Annotated in this window: 18 protein-coding genes; 9 read left to right on the top strand and 9 right to left on the bottom strand. The window is 64.5% G+C overall.

Annotation, left to right across the window (positions count from 1 at the left end; all coding sequences use genetic code 11):
• Positions 1 to 29 precede the first annotated feature (29 nt).
• Entirely contained in the window at positions 30 to 1,580 is a 1,551-nt protein-coding gene (locus NLM27_RS31095; RefSeq protein ID WP_254146908.1) for a long-chain fatty acid--CoA ligase, read from the bottom strand.
• 264 nt (positions 1,581 to 1,844) lie between these two features.
• Here NLM27_RS31095 and NLM27_RS31090 point away from each other — a divergent pair, with 264 nt between their 5' ends.
• The 8 genes from NLM27_RS31090 (at position 1,845) to NLM27_RS31055 (ending at position 12,204) form a co-directional block, all read left to right on the top strand.
• Entirely contained in the window at positions 1,845 to 2,981 is a 1,137-nt protein-coding gene (locus NLM27_RS31090) for an acyl-CoA dehydrogenase family protein (RefSeq protein WP_254146907.1), read from the top strand.
• Positions 2,982 to 3,114: 133 nt separating this feature from the next.
• A complete protein-coding gene (locus tag NLM27_RS31085) occupies positions 3,115 to 4,281 on the top strand; it encodes an acyl-CoA dehydrogenase family protein (RefSeq protein ID WP_254148974.1) in 1,167 nt (388 codons plus the stop codon).
• Entirely contained in the window at positions 4,278 to 4,934 is a 657-nt protein-coding gene (locus NLM27_RS31080; RefSeq protein ID WP_254146906.1) for a glutathione S-transferase family protein, read from the top strand. The genes NLM27_RS31085 and NLM27_RS31080 overlap by 4 nt, the downstream gene beginning before the upstream one ends.
• Before the next feature lie 171 nt (positions 4,935 to 5,105).
• Positions 5,106 to 6,143, top strand: coding sequence for an IS110 family transposase (locus NLM27_RS31075; RefSeq protein WP_254144077.1), 1,038 nt, complete (start codon positions 5,106 to 5,108; stop codon positions 6,141 to 6,143).
• Positions 6,144 to 6,598: 455 nt separating this feature from the next.
• Positions 6,599 to 7,399: a helix-turn-helix domain-containing protein gene (locus tag NLM27_RS31070; protein ID WP_254146905.1), complete on the top strand. Its 801-nt coding sequence runs from the start codon at positions 6,599 to 6,601 to the stop codon at positions 7,397 to 7,399.
• A gap of 223 nt (positions 7,400 to 7,622) precedes the next feature.
• Positions 7,623 to 8,489 (top strand): 3-keto-5-aminohexanoate cleavage protein, encoded by an 867-nt coding sequence (locus NLM27_RS31065; protein ID WP_254146904.1) that lies wholly within the window; start codon positions 7,623 to 7,625, stop codon positions 8,487 to 8,489.
• Between the two features lie 113 nt (positions 8,490 to 8,602).
• Positions 8,603 to 10,219: an acyl-CoA carboxylase subunit beta gene (locus NLM27_RS31060; RefSeq protein ID WP_254146903.1), complete on the top strand. Its 1,617-nt coding sequence runs from the start codon at positions 8,603 to 8,605 to the stop codon at positions 10,217 to 10,219.
• On the top strand, positions 10,216 to 12,204 hold the full coding sequence (locus NLM27_RS31055) for an acetyl-CoA carboxylase biotin carboxylase subunit (protein ID WP_254146902.1): 1,989 nt from the start codon (positions 10,216 to 10,218) through the stop codon (positions 12,202 to 12,204). The genes NLM27_RS31060 and NLM27_RS31055 overlap by 4 nt, the downstream gene beginning before the upstream one ends.
• 5 nt (positions 12,205 to 12,209) lie before the next feature.
• Here the strand turns inward: NLM27_RS31055 and NLM27_RS31050 are convergent, their stop codons facing one another.
• Positions 12,210 to 12,626 carry a hypothetical protein gene (locus NLM27_RS31050; RefSeq protein WP_254146901.1) on the bottom strand — a complete coding sequence of 139 codons (417 nt, stop codon included), beginning with the start codon at positions 12,624 to 12,626 and terminating at the stop codon, positions 12,210 to 12,212.
• Positions 12,627 to 12,871: 245 nt separating this feature from the next.
• On the opposite strand from NLM27_RS31050, the gene NLM27_RS31045 reads away from it, so the two are divergent.
• Complete coding sequence (locus tag NLM27_RS31045) at positions 12,872 to 13,669, top strand: hypothetical protein (RefSeq protein ID WP_254146900.1); 798 nt, start codon at positions 12,872 to 12,874, stop codon at positions 13,667 to 13,669.
• Positions 13,670 to 13,764: 95 nt separating this feature from the next.
• On the opposite strand, the gene NLM27_RS31040 is transcribed toward NLM27_RS31045, so the two are convergent.
• The 7 genes from NLM27_RS31040 to NLM27_RS31010 form a co-directional block, all read right to left on the bottom strand.
• A complete protein-coding gene (locus NLM27_RS31040) occupies positions 13,765 to 14,760 on the bottom strand; it encodes an ABC transporter ATP-binding protein (protein WP_254146899.1) in 996 nt (331 codons plus the stop codon).
• Entirely contained in the window at positions 14,757 to 15,764 is a 1,008-nt protein-coding gene (locus NLM27_RS31035; RefSeq protein ID WP_254146898.1) for an ABC transporter ATP-binding protein, read from the bottom strand. The genes NLM27_RS31040 and NLM27_RS31035 overlap by 4 nt, the downstream gene beginning before the upstream one ends.
• Positions 15,764 to 16,657 (bottom strand): ABC transporter permease, encoded by an 894-nt coding sequence (locus NLM27_RS31030; RefSeq protein WP_254146897.1) that lies wholly within the window; start codon positions 16,655 to 16,657, stop codon positions 15,764 to 15,766. Before NLM27_RS31030 ends, NLM27_RS31035 begins: the two co-directional genes overlap by 1 nt.
• 194 nt (positions 16,658 to 16,851) lie before the next feature.
• Positions 16,852 to 17,799, bottom strand: a complete 948-nt coding sequence (locus NLM27_RS31025) for an ABC transporter permease (RefSeq protein ID WP_254146896.1) — start codon at positions 17,797 to 17,799, stop codon at positions 16,852 to 16,854.
• 42 nt (positions 17,800 to 17,841) lie between these two features.
• Complete coding sequence (locus NLM27_RS31020) at positions 17,842 to 19,440, bottom strand: ABC transporter substrate-binding protein (RefSeq protein ID WP_254146895.1); 1,599 nt, start codon at positions 19,438 to 19,440, stop codon at positions 17,842 to 17,844.
• 308 nt (positions 19,441 to 19,748) lie between these two features.
• The gene (locus tag NLM27_RS31015) at positions 19,749 to 21,299 is read right to left on the bottom strand and encodes an AMP-binding protein (protein ID WP_254146894.1); all 1,551 of its coding nucleotides are present in this window, start codon (positions 21,297 to 21,299) and stop codon (positions 19,749 to 19,751) included.
• Positions 21,300 to 21,317: 18 nt separating this feature from the next.
• Complete coding sequence (locus NLM27_RS31010) at positions 21,318 to 22,472, bottom strand: iron-containing alcohol dehydrogenase (protein WP_254146893.1); 1,155 nt, start codon at positions 22,470 to 22,472, stop codon at positions 21,318 to 21,320.
• Between the last annotated feature and the right edge of the window lie 245 nt (positions 22,473 to 22,717).

Raw genomic sequence — 22,717 nt, 5'->3', positions numbered from 1 at the left:
AGAAAAAGCACCCGCGAGGGGCGCTTCAATCAGGCGTTGGCGACTTTCTTGTCGACTTCCGAGGCCACCGAAAATTCCTTGCGCAAGGTCGGCTTGTGGATCTTGCCGGTGGCGTTGCGTGGCAGCGCATCGACGAAGTGGACCTGGCGCGGGCATTTGAAGCGCGCCAGATTAGCCGCGCAATGCGCGAAGATCTCGGCCTCGGTCAGTCGCTGACCGGGCTTGGCCGCGACGATGGCAAAGCCCACTTCGCCCCATTGCGCATCGGGAATGCCGATCACTGCGGCTTCCGCGATGGCATTGAGCTGATGCAGGACGTTCTCGACCTCGGCCGGATAGACGTTCTCGCCGCCGGAGATGTACATGTCCTTCCAGCGATCGACGATGTAGTAGAAGCCCTCCGCGTCGACGCGTGTGGCATCGCCCGTATGCAGCCAGCCGTCGGTGAAGGAGGTCTTGTTCGCTTCCGGCCTGTTCCAATAGCCCGGCGTGATGTTCGGGCCCTTGACCCAGAGCTCGCCGAGCTCGCCGACGTCGGCGTCGCTGCCGTCGGGCCGTACGATGCGCACCTCGGTATGCAGCACCGGCTTGCCGGCGGAGCCGGCCTTGCGCGCCGCATCCTCGCGGTCCAGCACCAGCACCGCGGGCGAGGTCTCGGTCATGCCGTAGCCTTGCTGAAGCGCGACACCGCGTGCCTCCCACACCTTCAGCAGCGGAACCGGCATCGGCGCGCCGCCGACACCGCCGACGATCAGCCGGCCGAGATCGGTCGTTGCGAAGGCGGGGTGTTGCGCCATGAACTGGTAGATCGCGGGCACGCCGAAGAACACGTTGATGCCTTGCGCGGGATCGTCGATCAGGCCGAGTGCCGTGCCGGGATCGAAGGCACGCATGATCATCACGGTGCCGCCGGCATGCAGCACCGGATTGGTGTAGCAGTTGAGCCCGCCGGTGTGGAACAGCGGCAGCACGGTGAGCAGCACCGAGGACGGCCCGATGCAGGCAGGACCGCCGAGATTGACGCAATTCCAGAAGGTCATGCCATGGGTGATGGTCGCGCCCTTGGGATGTCCCGTCGTGCCCGACGTGTACATGATGGTCGAGACGTCATCGAGCGTGACTTCCTCGGCGCGGTCAAGCGGCTTTGCTGCGGCGATTCCAGCCTCGTAAGATCCGCCGGCGCCGACCAGCAGGCGTGTCGCGACCCCGCAAAGCTTCGCCACGCTCAGCGCGGTCTCAGCCAGATCGGCGTCATGGATCATTACCTTTGGTGCGCAGTCGCCGGTGATGAACTGGAGCTCGGGAATGGTGAGGCGGGTATTCAGCGGCACGAAGATGGCCCCTAACCGCCCGCAGGCAAACTGTACTTCCAGCGTATCGGTTGTGTTCAGCGCCAGTACCGCGACGCGGTCGCCGCGTGAAACGTTAAGCGTGTGGCGCAGGAAGGAAGCGAGGCGCGAGACGCGGGCATCGAGCTGCGCATAGCTGAAGCGGCGCTCGCTCGCGAGGTCGATCAGCGCGACCTTGTTCGGGGTGCGGCGGCCATGATGAACGATCCAATCGTAGTAACGAACGGCCAAGACTCCTCCCTCGGCGGTCTTGCACCGCCCGCATCCTTGCTACCGTGCACCATGCCCGGCATGGCCCTGGGGCCAGCCGGAGTTTGTGCATTGCGTTTTTTGATCCGGAGTTGGCCTGCGATGGGTGAAAATCGTCTTGCGTTGAGTTGCTAGACCATGGTTCGCGCTGGAGTGGCTCGTCCGGATCAGCCACTGCGCGCAAGTGAGCCGCTGATGTTCCGGCGATGGTGGCTGAGACCAATCCGTCAATAAGGCGAGACTACGATGAAGAGCCCGTTCTATACCGCCGAGCATGAGGCCTTCCGCGACGTGATGCGTCGTTTCGTCGAGAAGGAGATCGCGCCGTTCGCCCATGAATGGGACGAGGCCGGCGAATTCCCGCGCGCGCTCTATCGCAAGGCGGCCGAGATCGGGCTGTTGGGGCTGGGATTCCCCGAGGAATATGGCGGAATCGCCGCCGATCAATTCATGAAGATCGTCGCGAGCCAGGAGCTCGCGCGGGCTGGCGCCGGCGGTATCAGCGCCAGCCTGATGAGCCACACCATCGGCTCGCCGCCGATCGCGCGGGCGGCGCGGCCCGAGGTGAGGGTGCGGGTGCTGCCGCAGGTGCTGGCGGGCGAGAAGATTTCCGCGCTTGCCATCACCGAGCCCGGCGGCGGTTCGGACGTTGCAAACCTCCGTACCCGGGCGCTGCGCGACGGGGATCACTACGTCGTGAGCGGCGAGAAGACCTTCATCACCTCGGGCATGCGCGCCGATTACTTGACCGTTGCAGTGCGCACCGGTGGCGAGGGTGCCGGCGGCGTCAGCCTGCTCCTGATCGAGGGCGACACGCCTGGCCTGTCGCGGACCAAGCTGAAGAAGATGGGCTGGTGGGCCTCCGACACCGCGACCTTGCATTTCGACGAGTGCCGCGTGCCGGCCGCAAACCTGATCGGCGAGGAGGGGCAGGGCTTCAAGATCATCATGCGGAACTTCAACAGCGAGCGCATGGGCATGGCCGCGGGCTGCACCGCCTTCGCCCGCGTCTGCCTCGACGAGGCGGTCGGCTACGCCAAGGAGCGCAAGACGTTCGGCAAGCCGCTGGCCCAGCATCAAGTGATCCGCCACAAGATCGTGGATATGGCGCAGAAGGTCGCGGCCTCGCAGGCGATGTTGGAAATGCTGGCGTGGCGGCTCGGGCAGGGCGAGAGCCCGGTCGCCGAAATCTGCATGATGAAGAACCAGGCGACGCAGACCATGGCATTCTGTGCCTCCGAGGCCGTGCAGATCTTCGGTGGCGCCGGCTTCATGCGTGGCGTCAAGGCCGAGCGCATCTACCGCGAGGTCAAGGTCAACGCCATCGGCGGCGGCACCGAGGAGATCATGAAGGATCTGGCCTCGAGGCAGATGGGGTTGTAGCCGCGTTATCCGTCATGCCTGGGCTTGTCCCGGGCATCCACGTTCTTTCTGCCGGGTCACCAAGCCGTGGATGGCTGGGACAAGCCCGGCCATGACGAGCACATCAGAGATACCGAGAGCTGAGCTGACAAATATGCTATTCACCCCCGACCACGACGACATCCGCCGGTCCTTGCAGAAATTCATCGCGGGCGAGATCAATCCTCATGTCGATGAATGGGAGAAAGCCGACATCTTCCCGGCGCATGAGCTGTTCAAGAAGATGGGCAGCCTCGGCTTCCTCGGCCTGAACAAGCCCGTGGAGTTCGGCGGCTCGGGCCTCGACTACTCCTACGCGCTGATGATGGCGGAGGAGCTGGGCGCCATCACCTGCGGCGGCGTGCCGATGGCGATCGGCGTGCAGACCGACATGGCGACACCGGCGCTGGCGCGGTTCGGCTCGGACGAGGTGCGGCGCGAGTTTCTCAGCCCCTCGATATCAGGCGATTACGTCGCCTGTATCGGCGTCTCCGAGCCCGGCGCGGGTTCCGATGTGGCCTCGATCAAGACCAATGCGCGCGCCGATGGCGACGATTACGTCATCAATGGCGGCAAGATGTGGATCACCAACGGCACCCAGGCCGACTGGATCTGCCTGCTGGCCAACACCGGCGATGGTCCCGTTCACCGCAACAAGTCGCTGATCTGCGTGCCCATGAAGTCCAAGGGCGTCACCGTCGCGCGAAAACTCGACAAGATGGGGATGCGCTCGTCGGACACCGCGCAGATCTTCTTTGACAATGTCCGCGTGCCCAAGCGCAACCGGATCGGCGAAGAGGGCAAGGGCTTTACCTACCAGATGGTCCAGTTCCAGGAGGAACGGCTCTGGGGCGCGGCGGCCTGCCTGAAGGCACACGAATACATCATCGATCAGACCATTGAGTACACCCGCAACCGCAAGGCGTTCGGGAAATCGATCCTCGACAATCAGGTCGTGCACTTCAAGCTGGCGGAGATGCAGACCGAGGTCGAGCTGCTGCGCGCGCTGATTTATCGCGCCGCCGAACAGCTGGTCGCCGGTGAGGATGTGACGAGGCTCGCGACCATGGCCAAGCTGAAGGCCGGCCGGCTCGGCCGCGAGCTCACCGACGCCTGCTTGCAATATTGGGGCGGAATGGGCTTTACCAACGAGACGCCGGTCAGCCGCGCCTATCGCGACAGCCGCCTGACTTCGATCGGCGGCGGCGCCGACGAGGTCATGCTGATGGTCCTCTGCAAGATGATGGGCACACTGCCCGGCAGCAAAGGGAATGCATCATGATCACGCTCTATCATTGCGACGCCGCGCGCTCGTTTCGTCCGCTCTGGATGCTGGAAGAGATGGGGCTAGCTTACGAATTGAAGATGCTGCCGTTCCCGCCGCGGGTCTTCGCCAAGGACTATCTTGCGCTCAATCCGCTCGGCACCATCCCCTTCCTGATCGACGGCGAAACGCGCATGACCGAGTCGTCGGGCATCTGCCACTATCTCGGCATCAAGCACGGGCCGACGCCGTTGATGGTCGGGCCGGAGGATCCTGCCTATGGCGCCTTCCTGAACTGGATGTATTTCAGCGACGCCACGCTAACCTTCCCGCAGACGCTGGTGCTCAGATACACCCAGCTAGAGCCGGAGGAGCGCCGCAATCCGCAGGTCGCCACCGACTATGCAAAATGGTTCTTGGGACGCTTGCGCGCCGTCGAGGCCGCGACGGCCAATGCCGAAACCTTGTGCGCCGGCCGCTTTACCGCCGCTGACATTGTCATCGGTTATGCACTCCGGCTCGCCGACAACATCGGCCTCGCCAAGGACTTTGGGCCAAATGTCGCAGCCTATTGGGCACGCTTGCAGCAACGTGACGGTTTCAAGCGGGCGGTTGCTGCGGAGCAAAAGGCTGGAAAAGAACAGAACGTTGCTCCGCGCGTGAGGGCCTGATCGTCGTCCTGGCGAAAGCCAGGACCCATTATCACAGGGAGTGGTTTGGCGAAGATCTGCGGTTATCAGCTTCCTGCCGCAACCGCTTCCTGGGGTGATGGGGTGGACGGCCCCCTACGGCATCAGTGTGCCAGAATGAGGTTGTCACACACTCATTCACAGGAGCCGTCCGTGGGTCAGATTATCCGCATTGGAATGGATACGTCGAAGTATATTTTCCAGCTCCATGGCGTTGACGCCTCCGAGCAGGTCGTGTTGCGCAAGCGGCTCAGCCGCAAGGCGATGCTGGAGTTTTTTGCCAAGCTGCCGCCGACGGTGGTCGTGATCGAGGCTTGCGGGGCCGCCCACCACTTGGCACGCGAGCTCGGCCGGCTGGGACACACGTTCAAGCTGATTGCGCCGCAGCTGGTGAAGCCCTACGTGCCGCGCAACAAGAACGACGGGCGCGATGCGGAAGGGCTGTGCGAGGCGGCGAGCCGGCCGCGGATGCGGTATGTGGCGGTGAAGACGGCGGAGCAGCAGGCTGCACTGATGCTGCTGGGCGTCCGCGAGCAATTGGTCGCGCGTCGCACGCAACTCTCCAACACGATCCGCGGGCATGCGGCGGAGTTCGGTCTGATCGCGGCCAAGGGGCTGGACAAGCTCGCCGCGTTCCTGGCGGCGATCAGCCAGGACGAAGGCGTGCCGGCGCTGGCCCGCGAGCTGTTTGCGATGCTGGCTCGCCAATATGACCAGGTGCAGGTCGAGCTGAAGGCGGTCGAGGCCAAGCTGCTGGCCTGGCACCGGGCCGATGCCACGAGCCGGCGATTGGCGCAGATCCCGGGGATCGGTCCGGTCACGGCGGCGGCGCTGGTGATGAAGGCGCCCGACCCACACGCCTTCCGCTCGGGGCGGCTGTTCGCAGCCTGGCTCGGCCTGACGCCCAAGGACCATTCCACTGCGGGAAAGACCCGGCTCGGCAAGATCACCCGGGCAGGTGATGAGAGGCTACGTCAGCTGCTGGTGGTCGGGGCAACCTCGGTGGTGAAGATGGCCAAAACCCGAGATCGCGGGCCTCGCTGGCTGATCGAGCTGTTGAAGCGCAAGACGCCGAAGCTGGCCGCAGTGGCGCTGGCCAACAAGATGGCTCGCATCGCCTGGAAACTGATGACCACGGGGGAAAGCTACGATAGCGCGCGGATCGATGCCCAAATGGCCGTTGCCGCGTAGTTGAGAGATTCGGCCGGCCGGCGACTTAGTCCGCCGACCGAACCGGAGCTGCAGGAGCAGAGGAGATGGTGTGATCGGTCGACCCGAGACGCGAGCAAATCCGTGGGACCCATTGGCCGAGCAAGGTCGCAGCGGTGATTGGAACTCGTGTTGCGGAAACCATCTTGGCCAGCGGCTACAAAGCTGCATCAACAGGCCGCACATATGGATGCAAGCGATCCGATCAAACCTCACAAAGCTCTTGTGCCACGGGGGCCGTCCACATATGGGTCCTGGATCTGCGCTTCGCTTGTCCAGGACGACGATGTTTGGAGTTCCGGAACTGGCACATCGCCGTCCTGGAATGCCAACGCTTTGCGCCTCATGACAGCGCTATCCCGTCGTGACAGCGCCCAAATTTCCGCTAAGGTGACCTCCGTCCGCAGCGGCCAAAGAGCCGCGCGAGGAGGATCCCAATGGAAGATAGCGGTCGCGAATCCGACCATCTGATGCTGATCACGCCGGAGCGGGTGTTTTATGCCGGCCTGCTCGGCCGGCCCCGGAAGCGGACTCCCGGCTGCTGCCATGTCTACGTCGCGGTGAAGGGCAGCCTGTATTTGACGATCGACGATGTGCTCGCCACCGGCGAGCTGTTCGTCACCCTGCCGAACCAGCGGCACTCCATCGCCAGCGACTACCGCACCGCAATCAGCGTGACCCTCGAGCCGGAGAGCATGCCGGATGGCGTGATCGAGGCTTTGGCCGAACGGCTGACCGGACCCGATCGAGCCGCCTATGCCCGAAAAATCCTCGCGGCCTATGCGCTGCTGCGCCAGCGCCGCTACGGCGACATCGCCACCGCCGAATTCGACGAGATGTGCTTTGGCGAGGCGCTGCCGCGCCGCATGCTCGACCCGCGTGTGACGCGCGCGGTCGCGCGCATCGAGCGCTTCTCCGGCGAGCCAGTGACGGCTGACACTTGCGCGGCCGAAGCCGGCCTCTCGGCCTCGCGCTTCCTGCATCTGTTCAAGGAAGAGACCGGCATCTCCTTCCGCTCCTTCCGCGCCTGGAAGCGTGCCCGGCACCTGCTGCATTTCGCCAACCAGGATCTCAACCTCGCCCACCTCGCGCAGGACATCGGCTATCCCGACAGCACCCATTTCAGCCATTCGATCCGCCGCTTCTACGGATTGAAGCCGCGCGCGATCTTCGTCGGCTCGCGCGATCTTGCGATCTATCGCAGCACCGAGACGGTGAGGCTGGCGGAGGCGAGTTAGCGCCGCTCCCGTAGGGTGGGTTAGCTCGCGGCTGCGCGAAGCGCAGTCCGCTAGCGTAACCCACCTCTTTACTTTCCGCGGCAACAGAAGTGGTGGGTTACGCCTTCGGCTAACCCACCCTACGAAGTCTCGCCCTTTTTTCAGCTTCTCCGCGCAAGAAGCCGGATGCCGCGCGTCACATGATCGCAAGCGTTGAATTCTCAACGTGCGAGACATGAGTGGCATGAGCGACAAGGCCGTCATCACCTGCGCGCTGAACGGCGTGCTCACCGACCCGAAGCAGCACAACGTGCCTGTGACGCCCGAGCAGATGGCGCGCGAGGCCAAGGCTGCGTTCGATGCCGGCGCGTCCATCATGCACATCCATCTGCGCCAGCAGGCGCCGAACAAGGGTCACCTGCCATCCTGGGAGGTCGCGGTCAGCAAGGAAATCCAGCAGGCGATTCGCGAGGCCTGCCCCGGCGTCATCATCAACCACACCTCGGGCGTATCCGGGCCGAACTATAGCGGCGCGCTCGATTGCATCCGCGAGACCAAGCCTGAGATCGCCGCCTGCAACGCCGGCTCGCTGAACTACCTGAAAGTGAAGGCCGACAACACCTGGGCCTGGCCGCCGATGATGTTCGACAACGCGGTCGAGAAGGTGAAGGACTATCTCGACGTCATGAACGCTGTCGGCACCATCCCCGAGTTCGAGTGCTTCGACGTCGGTATCGTCCGCTGCGTCGGCATGTACCACCAGGTCGGCATGTACAAGGGCCCGCTCGAATATAATTTTGTGATGGGCGTCGCTTCGGGAATGCCGTCGGACCCGGAGCTGCTGCCGATCCTGATCAAGCTGAAGCGGCCCGAAGCGCATTTTCAGGTCACCGCGATCGGCCGCGAGGAGATCTGGCCGCTGCACCAGCGCTGCGCCGAGCTCGGGGGTCACTTACGCACCGGCCTCGAGGACGCCTTCTATCTCGCCGATGGCAAGAAGGTGACGTCGAACGGCCAGCTGATCGAGGCCATCGCCGCCTGCGCCCGGCGCGCCGGCCGCGAGATCGCGAGTCCCGCCGAGGCGCGGAAGATCTTTGGGACGAATCGGTAAGGTATCGCCTCACCGTCATTGCGAGCGGAGCGAAGCAATCCAGAATCTCTCCGTAGAAGCAGTCTGGATTGCTTCGTCGCTCCGCTCCTCGCAATGACGAGCAGGATCAAGTCATGTCTGTCATCGAAAACACCATTTCCGCCGGCGGCGCCGCCTACCACGCCAACCGTGACGGCATGCTCGCGCTGATCGACCGCATGCGCGCGCTGGAAGAGCGCACGCGGGCGGCGTCGGCGGCAGCAAAGGATCGCTTCCACAAGCGCGGCCAGCTGCTGCCGCGCGAGCGCGTCGCGCTGGTGCTCGATCCCGGCGCACCTTTCATCGAGCTGTCGACGCTCGCCGGCTACATGTTCGACGTGCCGGATGCGAACAAGAGCGTGCCCGGCGGCGGCGTCATCGCCGGCATCGGCTTCGTCTCGGGCGTCCGCTGCATGGTCAGCGCCAACGATGCGGGCATCGATGCCGGCGCGCTCCAGCCCTACGGCCTCGACAAGACGCTGCGGGTGCAGGAGCTCGCGTTGGAAAACAAGCTGCCCTACGTGCAGCTCGTCGAGAGCGCCGGCGCCAATCTCTTGCGCTACCGCGTCGAGGATTTTGTCCGCGGTGGCAACATCTTTCGCAATCTCGCGCGGCTCTCGGCCGCCGGCCTGCCGGTCGTCACCGTGACGCACGGCTCGTCCACCGCGGGCGGCGCCTACCAGACCGGCCTGTCCGACTACATCGTCATGGTACGCGGTCGCACCCGCGCCTTCCTTGCCGGGCCGCCGCTGCTGAAGGCCGCCACCGGCGAGATCGCGACCGAGGAAGAGCTCGGCGGCGCCGAGATGCACACGCAGATCTCCGGCCTCGGTGACTACCTCGCCGAGGACGACCGCGATGCCTTGCGTATCGCGCGTGAGATCATGGCTGCGATGGAATGGGAACGTCCGGGCAGGGCGGCTCCGCAATTCAAGCCGCCACGCTACGACCAGGACGAGCTGCTTGGCATCATGCCGATGGATCACAAGCGCCCCGTGGACATGAAGCAGATTATCGCGCGCATCGTCGATGATTCCGATTTCACCGAGATGGCGCCGAATTACGGCCCGGCCACGATCTGCGGCCATGCCCGCATCGAGGGCCAGGCCATCGGCATCATCACCAACAATGGTCCGCTCGATCCTGCTGGCGCCAACAAGGCGACGCATTTCATCCAGGCCTGCTGCCAGACCCGCACGCCGCTGCTCTATCTGAACAACACCACCGGCTACATGGTCGGCAAATCTTACGAAGAGGCCGGCATGATCAAGCACGGCTCGAAGATGATCCAGGCGGTGACGTCGGCGACGGTGCCGCAGATCACCATCTATTGCGGCGCCTCGTTCGGTGCCGGCAATTACGGCATGTGCGGGCGCGGCTTCCATCCGCGCTTCTGCTTCTCCTGGCCCAATGCCAAGACCGCGGTGATGGGCGGCGAGCAGGCCGCCGAAACCATGGCGATCGTGACCGAGGCCGCCGCCGCGCGCCGCGGCAAGCCGATCGAGAAGGACAAGCTCGATGCCATGAAGGCTGAGATCATCGGCGTGTTCGACGGCCAGATGGACGTGTTCTCGACCAGCGCGCGCGTGCTTGACGACGGCGTGATCGACCCGCGCGACACCCGCGCGGTGCTGTCCGAGGTGCTCGCGATCTGCCGCGAGGGCGACGCGCGGACACCGCAGCGCATGCAGTTCTCGGTGGCCCGCCCATGAGGAACGGATCAGTGCAGCACCGGCCGTTCTTCAAGGTTCTGGTCGCAAATCGCGGCGAGATCGCACTGCGTGTGATGCGCAGTGCGCGGCAGCTGGGCCTTGGCGTCGTTGCGGTCTATTCGGATGCCGACCGCGACACGCTCCACGTCAAGCAGGCCGATCAGGCCGTGCGCATCGGCGAAGCCTTGCCGGCGCAATCCTATCTCAACATCCCCGCGATCATCGCCGCCGCCAAGGCGAGCGGGGCGGACGCCGTCCATCCCGGCTATGGCTTCCTCGCCGAAAACGAGGAGTTTGCGCAGGCCTGCAAGGATGCCGGCCTGGTCTTCATCGGTCCCTCGCCGCAGGCGATCGCGGCAATGGGGAACAAGGCCGGCGCCAAGGAGATCATGAAGGAGGCCGGTGTTCCCTGCGTGCCCGGCTACCAGGGTGCCGAGCAGGGTGACGAGGTCATGCTCGCGGAAGCCAGAAAGATCGGCTTCCCCGTGATGATCAAGGCTGTCGCCGGCGGCGGTGGCCGCGGCATGCGGCTCGTCACCGACGCGGGGGCATTCCCCGATGCTTTGCGCGTCGCGCGATCGGAGGCGAAGGCGGCGTTTGGCGACCCCACGGTCATCCTCGAACGCGCGATCCAGAATCCGCGCCACATCGAGATCCAGGTGTTCGGGGACAGCCACGGCAACGCCATCCATCTCGGCGAGCGCGATTGCTCGGTGCAGCGGCGACACCAGAAGCTGATTGAGGAGGCGCCGTCACCCGCGGTGACGCCGGAGTTGCGTGCCAGGATGGGCGAGGTCGCGGTATCAGCGGTGAAGGCGCTGCGCTACGAGGGCGCGGGCACGCTCGAATTCCTGCTCGATGCGAGCGGCGAATTCTACTTCATGGAGATGAACACACGTCTCCAAGTCGAGCATCCCGTCACGGAAGCCATCACCGGGCTCGACCTCGTCGAGTTGCAACTGCGCGTCGCGCGCGGTGAGCCGCTGCCGGTTAAGCAACAGGACATCAAATTCTTCGGCCATGCCATCGAGGTGCGGCTCTGCTCGGAAGATGCCGCGCAGGATTTCATGCCGCAGTCCGGCCGGATGGCGCGCTGGCAGGTGCCGGATGGCATCCGCGTCGAGCATGCGTTGCAATCGGGCTCGGAGATTCCGCCGTTCTACGATTCCATGATCGCCAAGGTGATCAGCCATGGCGTGAATCGCGAGGAGGCGCGGGGACGGCTGATCGTCGGTCTGGAGCAACTCACTGCGTTCGGTGTGACGACCAATCAGGCCTTCCTGATGTCGTGTCTGCGCCATTCCGGCTTCGCCAAGGGCGAGGCGACGACGGCCTTCATCGGCGCGCATCGCGACGAGCTGCTGGCGCCGCGGGCGGACGCCGCATTCGATACGGCGCTGGTGGGCCTGCTGCTCTACGTCACCAACCCGCGCGCGCCTGCCTGGCAAGGTGGCCGCAGCCTGTCGGCGACGTTCCCGCTCCCTGCGAAAATCGAGATCGCCGGCCACGCGCATGAGCTCGAAATCACCCGCGCGCGCGATGGCGGCTACACCGTCGCCACCGATGGCCGTCAGGCCAGCTTCGAGATCGACCGGCTCGATTCCGACGCCATCCGCTTCAGGCATGACGGCGTCATGGACAGCGCTAAATTCCTGCGCGATGGCGACCGGCTCTACATCCAGCACCGCGGCATCCCGATCGCGGTCAACGATCTCACCCTCGCCGCGCCGACAGCTGCTGCAGCCAATGGCGGTGACGGAAAGGTCCGCGCCGCCATGAACGGCCGCGTCGTCGCCGTGCTGGTCAAGCCGGGCGATTGCGTCACCGCCGGTCAGCCGGTGATGACGCTGGAGGCGATGAAGATGGAGCACGTCCACAAGGCCGGCATCGACGGTGTCGTGGCTGCGATCGACGTCGCCGAGGGCGAGCAGGTGACCACGGGCAGGATCGTGGCGGAAATTGGGGTTGCTTCGTCGGCCGCGTGAAGCGGCTACGAACACTTCTTGAAATACCGATAGGTGTCGGGTGCCCGCATCCAGATAAAATCCTGGGTGAGACCGCCATGGGCATTGATCCAGGACGTGATGTCCGCCGCGTAAGCGGCACGCAGCGTCGCCGTTGCGTCAGTCCGGTGCGCCAGGTGGAAGCCGAAACTTGCCTCTGGTGTCACGCAGATCCGGCTGCGGGGAATGCGACCCAGCAGAACGGTGCAGGCGGACTGGCAGGGGCCGACGATGCGGACATTCACGCCCTGGCTGGCGAGTTCAGTCCAGCGAGCGTTGTAGGCGGCGACCGATCCACCGTGATTGTCGGAGACGTCGATCGTCTCCGCGCGAGCGACGGTGCAACAGGCCAACGTGAAAAGAAGGCCGAGGAGGCCGGTGAGAGATCTGGACAGAAGCATCATCGAATCCATCCGTTGGAGCAGGCGTCGATCGGGACGCATGGACCAGCCTGACACCGAATGGATCGATCGTGTGTGTGCGATCTCACAAGCAGATTTTCCACCAAGTTTCGCTGACCTGAGCGAAAGGTCAGAATTACGAGTGATTTCAGTTACATCCTATGCAAACGCAGCGGAGCGAAATAAGCGTTGAACTTTGTTCATGTTTCGGTTACTAATATTGAACACTGTTCATTTGTAGGCCCCAAATGCGCGCCCATGATCCCGACCACGCGACCGCTGCCAGGCTCCCGTCAATGCCCCGTCGGGTCAGGTTCGGCGCGCCGCAAGCTCGCGAAAAATACCTGATCGGTGCGCTCCTCGTTCTGGCGCTGGCGGCGCTTCTGGCGCCCGCGCTGCCTGTCGCCGCCTGGCACATCCCGCATTTCGTCGACGGCCGCGCCTGGCTCGGCGTGCCCAACACCGGCGACGTGCTGAGCAATCTCGCCTTTCTCGCGATGGGCGTCTGGGGCATCGAGCGGCTGCGCGCCCGTTATGATGCGCCCGTGGGTGCAAGCTGGTTCTTCGTGGGACTGATCCTCACCTGCTTAGGCTCAGGCTTCTATCATCTGGACCCCGACGTGCCGCAACGGCTCGTCGCCGATCGTCTGGGCATGGCGGTGGCGTTCGCGGGATTTCTGGGGATCGCGGCCAGTGAGCGCATCAGCGTGCGCGCCGGCGAGGCGGTGCTGGTGCTGATGATGATTGCCGGCCTGCTCGCGGCCTGGGTGGCATCCGAAAATCTCACGCCATGGGTGGTCGTGCAGTTCGGCGGCGTGGCGGTTGCTGTGGGACTGGCGTTGACACAGCCCCGGCCTGGCGCGCTTGGCGTGCCGCTAGGCGGCGTGATCTTCTTTTATGTGCTGGCTAAGCTGTTCGAGCTGGGTGACGTGACCGTATTCGAAGCGACGGGGCACATTGTCTCGGGCCACACGCTCAAGCATCTGGCGGCCGCGATGGCGGCCTGGCCGGTGATCAGCACGCTCCGCAATCGTAGGGTGGATTAGCGAAGCGTAATCCACCTCTTTGGTCTCAGCGGCAACAAAAGTGGTGGGTTACGCCCAGCGGCCTGCGCTTTGCGCAGTCCACAAGGCTAACCCACCTACGGCATCGCGTTGCTCCGTCCCGTCCCGTCATTCAGCAGGCACGCCACTTGATGCCCGTCGCCCGCGTCCATCAACGCCGGCCGCTCCGTCCTGCACCGCTCCATTGCATACCGGCAGCGCGTGTGAAACGCGCAGCCCGAGGGCGGATTGACCGGGCTCGGCACATCGCCATCCACCAGCGGCGCGAGCTTCTTCGCCAGCGGGTTGGCGATCGGCACCGAGGCAAGTAGCGCCTGGGTATAGGGATGGCGCGGGTTGCGAAACAGCTCGTCCTTGTCAGCGATCTCGACGATGCGGCCGAGATACATCACGGCGACGCGGTGGCTGATATGGGCGACCACGGCGAGGTCGTGCGCGATGAAGAGATAGGAGAAGCCGTGCTGGCGCTGCAGGTCGATCAGGAGGTTGATCACTTGCGCCTGGATCGAGACGTCGAGTGCGGAAACCGGTTCGTCGCAAACGATCAGGCGCGGCTCCAGCGCCAGCGCCCGTGCGATGCAGATGCGTTGGCGCTGGCCGCCGGAGAATTGATGCGGGAAATTGCGCATCTGGTCCGGCCGCAATCCGACCTGCTCGAACAGTTTTGCGACGCGCGCCTCCAATTCCTTGCCGGTTGCGAGACCATGCACGGCCAGCGGCTCGCCGACGATGTCGCCTGCGGTCATACGCGGATTGAGCGAGGCGAACGGGTCCTGGAATACGATCTGCATCGAACGGCGGTGCGGACGAAGATCGGATTTGGAGAGATGGGTGATGTCCTCACCCTCGAGGCGGATCTGCCCCGAGGTCGGCTCCACCAGCCGCAACACGCTGCGCGCCACCGTCGACTTGCCGCAACCGGATTCGCCGACAAGACCTAGGGTCTCGCCGATGCCCAGCGAGAACGACACGCCATCGACCGCATGCACGGTGCCGACCTGCCGGCGCAGCACGCCGGCGCGCACGGGATAGTGCTTCTTGAGGTCGGTGACTTCGAGCAGCGCGTCGGTCATGCCACCTCCGCAATTTCCGCCGCGCGCCAGCACGCCGCGAGATGGCCGCCGCCCCAATCAGTCAGCGGCGGATATTCGGCCTCGCAGCGCTTGATCGCGAGCTTGCAGCGCGGCGCGAAAGCGCAGCCCTTGGGCAGCCGTACCAGCGACGGGACGGTGCCGGGAATTTCGTTCAGACGCGGCGGTGCGGCGACGCCGGACGCCGGCACCGCTGGGATCGAAGCCATCAATCCGCGCGTATAGGGATGCTTTGGCGATGCAAACAGCGCCTCGACGCTGGCTTCCTCGACCTTCCGGCCCGCATACATCACGATGACGCGCTGCGCGGTTTGCGCGACCACGCCGAGATCGTGCGTGATCAGCACGAGGCCGGTGCCGAGCTCCTTCTGAAGGTCGAGGCTGAGCGCCAGGATCTGCGCCTGGATGGTGACGTCGAGCGCGGTGGTCGGCTCGTCTGCGATCAGCAGTGCTGGCCGGCAGGCCAGCGCCATCGCGATCATCGCGCGCTGGCGCATGCCGCCGGAGAGCTGATGCGGATACTCGCGCGCACGTCGCGCCGGCTCGGGGATGCGCACCAGCCGCAGCATCTCGACCGCGATATTCCCGGCCTCCTTGGCCGACAAGTTCCGGTGCAGCCGCACCGCCTCGACGATCTGGTCGCCGATCCGCATCACCGGATTGAGCGATGTCATCGGTTCCTGAAAGATCATGGAGATGCGATTGCCGCGGATCGCGCGCATCCTCGCTTCATCCAGCGCCAGCAGATCGGTGCCTTCGAGTGACACGGAGCCGCCGACGATGCGACCAGGCGGATCGGGCACCAGCCGCATCAAGGACAGCGCGGTGACGCTCTTGCCGCAGCCGGATTCGCCGACGATCGCCAGCGTCTCGCCGCGCTTCACGCTGAACGAGAGATCGTCGACCGCCTTGAACAGACCGGAGTTGGTGAAGAACACCGTCTTCAGGTTCTTCACGTCGAGTATGAGATCGGATTTGTCAGCCATCAGCCGCGCTGCCGGGGATCGAGGATGTCGCGCAGGGCGTCACCGAACAGATTGGCGCCGAACACGGCGAGGCTAATGGCGATGCCGGGAAAGATCACCAGCCACGGCGCGGTGCGGACATATTCGGCGGCGGATTCCGACAGCATGCGACCCCATGACGGATAAGGCTCAGGGATGCCGAGGCCGAGGAAGGAGAGGGAAGCTTCGGTGAGGATGGTCGAGCCGAGCTGCGCGGTCGCGAGCACGATCAACGGTGCCAGCGTGTTCGGCAGCACGTGGCGCAGCGCAATGCGCATTTCGCTCATGCCGATCGATTTTGCGGCTTCCACGAAGGGCTGCTCTCGCAGCGCCAGCGTGTTGGCGCGGATGACGCGTGCAACCGTCGGGATCAGCGGAATGGCGATGGCGAGGACGACGTTCGGCAGCGACGGGCCGAGCGCGGCTGTCATCACCAGCGCGAGCACCAGCAGCGGCAGGGCCTGCAGAACGTCGGAGACGCGCTGGAACACGAGGTCGACCCAGCCGGAGAGATAGCCGGAGGTGAGGCCGACGATCACGCCGATGGTCCCGCCGAGCGCGGTCGAGCCGATGCCGACCGCCAGCGAAATCCGCGCGCCGTGGATGATGCGGCTGAACACGTCGCGGCCGAACGAGTCCGTGCCCATCCAGTGCGCCCAACTTGGACGAGCCAGCGCACGCGCGGCGTCGACCGTCAGCGGATCATAGCGCGCGATGAAGTCGGCGAAGATCGCGGTGAGCACGAACACCGTCATGATAATGAGCCCGGCCGCACCCAGCACATGCCGCTGCGCCAGGAACAGCACGCGCCGCCAGCCCCCGGTCGCATGCGCCCCGGCCCGCCTCAGTTCAACGTCAAAGTCGATCGCGGCCATAGCGCTACCTTCCCCCTCGCCCCGCTTGCGGGGAGAGGGTCGGGGTGAGGGGGGCTCTCGGCGGGGGCGGTGAGAATTGGACTCGTGGAGACTCCCCCTCACCCGAATTTACGCTTCGCGCAAATTCGACCTCTCCCCGCAGGCGGGGAGAGGTGAAGGAAAGCGCATTCGCGGGGTGAGCAAAAAGCATGCGATCAATCCGTGTACCTGATACGCGGATCGAATACCGCGTAGAGCATGTCGACGATGAAGTTCGCGCTCACCACCACCACGGCAATCAGCATCACGAGGTTCTGCACGATCGGATAATCCCGCCAGCGGATCGCCTCGACCAGGAAGCGGGCGACGCCGGGGATGTTGAACACCGTCTCGGTGACGATCAGGCCACCGATCAGGAACGCGGCCTCGATGCCGACCACGGTGATGACGGGCAGGATCGCGTTCTTCAGTGCGTGATGGTAATTGACCGCTGCGTCGGATGCGCCCTTGGCGCGGGCGGTGCGGATATAGTCCTGCCGCAGCACCTCCAGCATCGAGGAGCGGGTGATACGCATGGTCAGCGCCGCGCTGCGGAAGCCGACCGCGGCGGCCGGCACGGCGTAGGTCGCGAACGCCTCGAGCCAGGTCTGCGGATTCGGATTGAAGATCGGCATCTGCCCGAACATCGCCACCGACGCGGTGAGGATGAGCAGGCCGAGCCAGAACGAGGGCAGCGACAATCCACTGAGGCTGACGACGCGAAGCGTGTAGTCGAGCCGTGTGCCCTGCTTCACCGCACTGATGACGCCAAGCGGAATACCGATCGAGGCCGAGAACAGCAGCGCGAGACCGGCGAGCCGCGCCGTGATCGGAATCCGCGGCAAGATCTCCTGCAGCGCAGGCTTCTCCGAGACATAGGAGTAGCCGAAGTCGCCGCGCAGGAAGCCGCTGATCCAGTGCCAATATTGCACCATCAGCGGCTGGTCGATGCCGAGCTCCTTCTCCAGGTTAGCCTTGTCGGCGGGATCGACATAGCCGGCCGCGGCGAACAGGATGTCGACGATGTTGCCGGGGACGATGCGCAGCAGGAAGAAGATGACGATCGAGATCCCGAACAGGGTCACGAGCATCAGGAACAGGCGTCGCACCAGATAGGCAAACATGCATCGCCTCCTGTCGAACCCGTCAGCCGCCTGCGTCCACCGCTACTTGTCCATCCAGACGTCCTCGTACCGGTAACCATTATAGGAGCTGTTCGACATCACCGTCACGCCCTTCACATAGGGCTTCCAGCAAGTGCCGGTGCGCGCGTGGAAGATGATCGGGCGGGCGACGTCCTCCTGCAACTTCTTGTCGATGTCCCACACCAGCTTCTTGCGTTTGCCGACATCGGTCTCCTGCGACTGCGCGTCGAACAGCTTTTCGATCTCCTTGTTGCAGTAGTTGGTGTAGTTGCGTTCCGAGCCGCAGGAATAATTCTCGTAGAAGGACTGGTCGGGATCGTCGACCGCGTTGCCGGTCAGATTGAGGCCGAGCATGTAATCCTTGCGCGCGACCTTCGGGAACCAGTTCGCGGTCTCGACCACGTCGAGCTCGCCGTCGATATAGATGCTCTTGAGCTGATCGATCAGGATCACCGCGGGGTCGCGATACACGGGGATGTTGCGGGTCGAGACCTTGACGGCGAGATGCTTGTCCGGCCCATAGCCGGCCTTCTGCATCAGCTTCTTTGCCTCCTCCCGGTTGGCTTTGACGTCCGGACCATAGCCCGGGATGCTCTGCAACATGTCCTTCGGCATCGCCCAGAGGCCTGCGGGAGCGGGTTCCATCGTGCCGCCGATGTCGGCCTGGCCTTCGAACAGGATGTCGACGAAAGCCTTGCGGTCCAGAGCCATTGCCATCGCCCGGCGGACATCGGCATTGTCGAATGGCGGCGCGGTCGAATTGACGATGATGTTGGTCGAGACGTTGTTGGGCTCGACGACACAAACCGCGCTCGGATCCTGCGACTTGACGTCCTTCAGAAGCGGAATCGAGACTTCCGTCGGGAAGGTCATGTCGAACTTGCCGGCAACGAAGGCGAGGATCGCGGTCGAACGGTTCGGGATGATGGTGAACTCGATGCCGTCGAGGTAGGGCCGGCCCTTGCGCCAATAATCCGTGTTTCGCGTCAGCTTGATCGATTCATTGGCTTTGAACTCGACGAACTTGAACGGGCCGGTGCCGATCGGATGCGTGCGCATGTCGCCGGGCGACACATGGCAGGGATAGACCGGCGTATAGCCGGAGGCCAGCAGCGCCAGCAGCGACGGCTGCGGCCGCTTCAGGTTGAAGGAGACCTCGAAATCGCCGTTGGTCGAGATGTCGTTGACCTCGTTGTACCAGGCCTTGCGCGGATTTTGTCGGAACTTCTGCTGCGACTTGCCCATCAGCATGTCAAAGGTGCATTTGACGTCCGCCGAGGTGAACGGCTTGCCGTCGTGCCATTTCACGCCCTGGCGCAGCTTGAAAGTCAGCGTCTTGTTGTCGTTGACCCAGGCCCAGCTCTCGGCGAGTTCGGGCACGATAGTGTCCATGCTGTTCTGCGCCACGTCCTGCTTGTAGATGACGAGGTTGCTGAACACGGGCATGAAGGGAACGTTGAGCGAGTAGGTCGCGCCTTCATGGATCGAGGCGTTGCCGGGGCTGTCGCGGTGATACATCCGCAGGATACCGCCCTGCTTGGGCTCGCCGGCCAACGTGGCGGTTGAGGTCGTCAGCACAGATAGCGCCGCCATTGCGGCGAGCGCCCACACGCTCCGCATTCTCATCCTCCCTGGACAACGGCCTTTGCGGCCTGTTTGTCAGACGATAGCGACGCGAGTAGAGGGAGGCAACCGGTAAGGCCGCATGCCGCCTCGACAATTCGGATGACGGAAGGCCGCAGGGTTTCACACTTTCATCATGTGAGAGTGCAGGTGCGAAGGGATGTTCCCACGCCCAGCGCGGATGTTGTGCGACGCTGCGTCAACAAACTCCGCCGTCGTCCCGGCCTAGTGCGCAATTGCGCACTAGGCCGGGACGACATCGAATGTGAGGCAACGTGGGTACCAAAGCCGCACCAAAGCAGGGCTCACACGATCCGCGACGCCTTGTTCCCCCAATAGCGGTCCCTGAGCAGCCGCTTGTACAGCTTGCCGGTCGGCAGCCGCGGCAATTCCTTCTCGAAATCGACCGAGCGCGGCACCTTCTGCCGCGACAGCGATGTTCCGCAGAACGCGATCAGCTCTTCCGCGAGCGCGGGGCCTGGCACGATGCCGGGCATCGGCTGCACCACCGCCTTTACTTCCTCACCGAGGTCAGGATTGGGCACGCCGAATACTGCGGCATCGGCGACCTTGGGGTGGGTGATCAGCAAGTTCTCGCATTCCTGCGGATAGATGTTCACCCCGCCTGAGATGATCATGAAGGTTGCGCGATCGGTGAGGTAGAGGAAGCGGTCCTTGTCGACATAGCCGACGTCGCCGACCGTGCTCATGCTGCCGTCGGCAGAGCGCGCATCCCTGGTTTTCTCCGGATCGTTGAAATATTCGAACGGAGAGGCGGTCTTGAACCAGACCTGGCCCGGCGTGCCGGTCGGGCACTCGCGCATGTTCTCGTCGAGGATGTGGAGGTCGCCGAGCAGCACCTTGCCGACGGTGCCGCGATGGCCAAGCCATTCCTCGCTGTTGCAGGCGGTGAAGCCGAGGCCCTCGGTCGCGCCGTAATATTCGTGGATGATCGGTCCCCACCATTTGATGATGTCGTCCTTGACGAGGGCCGGACAGGGCGCGGCGGCGTGGATCGCGATCTCCAACGAGGACAGGTCGTAGCGGCTGCGCACCTCCTCCGGCAACTTGAGCATGCGCGAGAACATCGTCGGCACCAGCTGGGTGTGGGTGATGGCCCATTGCTCGACCAGCTGGAGGTAACGCTCGGGATCGAAACTCTCCATGATGATGACGGTGCCGCCCATGCGGATCGTGAGGTTCACGGCGGCTTGCGGCGCGGAGTGATAGAGCGGTGCCGGCGACAGATACACCATGCCTTCCCGGTAGTGCCAAAGCTTCGTCAGGAAGTCGAACAGCGGTAGATTGTGCTTTGGCGGCTCCTCCGGCAGCGGCCGCAGGATGCCCTTGGGCCTTCCGGTCGTGCCCGATGAATACAGCATGGCGGTGCCGAGCCATTCGTCGGCGACCGGCGCCGCGGGCAGGTCGGCAGTCACCTCCGCAAGGCCGACGATGCGATCGTTCTCACCGGGGCCGTCGACGACGACGCAGAGCTTGATGTCGGGACAGGCCTGGATCGCCTCTCGGGCGATGTCGAGCTTCGCAACCGACGTGATCAGGATCTTGGACTGGCTGTTGACGAGGAGATAGGCGAGTTCGCCCGGTGTCAGGAACGAGTTGATGCAGGTGTAGTAGAGGCCGGACCGCTCGCCCGCGCCGCAGGCTTCGAGGTAGCGCGCATTGTTCTCCATGAAGATCGAATAATGGTCGAGCCGCTTCAGGCCGTGCTTCCGGAACAGATGCGCGAGGCGGTTACTGCGCGCCTCCAACTCGCGATAGGTGACGCTCTCGCCCGTCGCAGCCATGATGAAGGCAGGCTGGAGCGGGCGTAGGCGGGCATGCTGACCTGGGTACATCAGTCCTCCGGCTTTGAATCATGCGGCAAGAAGCAGAATTTCGCGCACGTCGGCGGGGCCGTCGATCCTGCGCGGGTTGCGCGGGATCCAGTTCGTGCGCATCGCCTGCTCGGCGATGCCATCGAAATGCTCCGGCAACACGCGCACTTCGGCGAGGCTGCGCGGCATGCCGAGCGAGCGGATGAATGCATCGAGCACATCGGCGGCGTCACGGCCGGGGAAACCCATCGCGGCCGCGACGATCATCTGGCGTTCGGCATTGTCGCGGGCGTTCCAGCGCATCACCGCCGGCAACATGACGCAGGAGGTGTAGCCGTGCGGCACGTCGAAGGCTGCGCCAAGCACGTAGCCGATGCCGTGGCTCGCGCCCATGGGGACGCCGGCGGAAAGCGCGCCCATCGACAGCCATGTGCCGATCTGCGCGTCCATCCGGGCGTCGAGATCGGCAGGGTCGGCCTTCACCCGCGGCAGCGCATCGGCGAGCATGGCGAGGCCCTTCACCGATTGTGCGTCGGCGTAGGGGTGCGTCTCGCGCGAGCAGATCGCTTCCACGCAATGGTCGACGGCGCGGATGCCGGTGGAGAGGAACAGCCATTCCGGCGTGTGCACGGTGATCGCAGGATCGAGAATGGTCGCGCGCGGCACCGTGACCGGATGCCGCAGCATCTGCTTCACATGCGCAGCTCGGTCGGTGACACCAGCGATTGAACTGAACTCGCCGCCGGCGATCGTGGTCGGCACGCTGATCTGGCGCACGACAGGCGCGGTCAGCTCCGGTGCGACGCCCTTGTGCACACGGATGCGCTCGATGCCGTCGACGTCGTCGATGCCGTTGGCAAGGCAGAGCTGCACCGCCTTGGCGCCGTCGGTGATGGAGCCGCCACCGACGGTGACGATCAGATCGGCGTTCACTTCGCGCGCCGCTTGCGTGGCGGCGATCACCGCTTCGCGCGGCGTATGCGCCGGCATGGCGTCGAACAGTCCGGCGCAGCGGGAGCCCAGCGCCTGCCTGATCTTCGTGATCTCGTCAGTCTGCCGGTTGAGCGTGCCCGACACCATCAGGAAGGCGCGGCGCGTTCCCAGCCGGTCCATCTGCGCGACGACAGCTTCGGCTGCGGGATGGCCGAACACGACCTCCTCGATCGCGCCGTAAACGACACGTCCCTGGTGCACGCCTGTCCTCCCCGGACAATTCGTCTTGCTTTTATTGAGGAAGCCTAGCCGAGCCCGCCGTGCCCGTCATGTGCGAAGACGCTGGCCGCTTGTTCTCCCTCTCCCCGTTCTTACGAGAGAGGGTCGGGGTGAGGGGCTCCCTCGGAGGGCACAGTGACAGTTGGACTCGCGGACGCTCCCCTCACCCGGATCGCTGTCGCGATCCGGCCTCTCCCCGCACGCGGGGAGAGGCGAAGGAAGCCCGC

It is taken from the genome of Bradyrhizobium sp. CCGB12 (assembly GCF_024199845.1).
In the GTDB taxonomy this organism is placed as follows: Bacteria; Pseudomonadota; Alphaproteobacteria; order Rhizobiales; family Xanthobacteraceae; genus Bradyrhizobium.
Note: the sequence above shows the minus strand (reverse complement) of the source record. Positions and strands in the feature narration are given on the sequence as shown.

Excerpts from the sequence above, each read along its gene's own strand:
- NLM27_RS31030 (WP_254146897.1), bottom strand. The coding sequence starts at position 16,657 with ATGGCCGCGATCGACTTTGACGTTGAACTGAGGCGGGCCGGGGCGCAT.
- NLM27_RS31015 (WP_254146894.1), bottom strand. The coding sequence starts at position 21,299 with ATGTACCCAGGTCAGCATGCCCGCCTACGCCCGCTCCAGCCTGCCTTC.
- NLM27_RS31020 (WP_254146895.1), bottom strand. The coding sequence starts at position 19,440 with ATGCGGAGCGTGTGGGCGCTCGCCGCAATGGCGGCGCTATCTGTGCTG.
- NLM27_RS31025 (WP_254146896.1), bottom strand. The coding sequence starts at position 17,799 with ATGTTTGCCTATCTGGTGCGACGCCTGTTCCTGATGCTCGTGACCCTG.
- NLM27_RS31090 (WP_254146907.1), top strand. The coding sequence starts at position 1,845 with ATGAAGAGCCCGTTCTATACCGCCGAGCATGAGGCCTTCCGCGACGTG.
- NLM27_RS31045 (WP_254146900.1), top strand. The coding sequence starts at position 12,872 with ATGCGCGCCCATGATCCCGACCACGCGACCGCTGCCAGGCTCCCGTCA.
- NLM27_RS31050 (WP_254146901.1), bottom strand. The coding sequence starts at position 12,626 with ATGATGCTTCTGTCCAGATCTCTCACCGGCCTCCTCGGCCTTCTTTTC.
- NLM27_RS31080 (WP_254146906.1), top strand. The coding sequence starts at position 4,278 with ATGATCACGCTCTATCATTGCGACGCCGCGCGCTCGTTTCGTCCGCTC.
- NLM27_RS31040 (WP_254146899.1), bottom strand. The coding sequence starts at position 14,760 with ATGACCGACGCGCTGCTCGAAGTCACCGACCTCAAGAAGCACTATCCC.
- NLM27_RS31060 (WP_254146903.1), top strand. The coding sequence starts at position 8,603 with ATGTCTGTCATCGAAAACACCATTTCCGCCGGCGGCGCCGCCTACCAC.
- NLM27_RS31055 (WP_254146902.1), top strand. The coding sequence starts at position 10,216 with ATGAGGAACGGATCAGTGCAGCACCGGCCGTTCTTCAAGGTTCTGGTC.
- NLM27_RS31035 (WP_254146898.1), bottom strand. The coding sequence starts at position 15,764 with ATGGCTGACAAATCCGATCTCATACTCGACGTGAAGAACCTGAAGACG.
- NLM27_RS31085 (WP_254148974.1), top strand. The coding sequence starts at position 3,115 with ATGCTATTCACCCCCGACCACGACGACATCCGCCGGTCCTTGCAGAAA.
- NLM27_RS31065 (WP_254146904.1), top strand. The coding sequence starts at position 7,623 with ATGAGCGACAAGGCCGTCATCACCTGCGCGCTGAACGGCGTGCTCACC.
- NLM27_RS31070 (WP_254146905.1), top strand. The coding sequence starts at position 6,599 with ATGGAAGATAGCGGTCGCGAATCCGACCATCTGATGCTGATCACGCCG.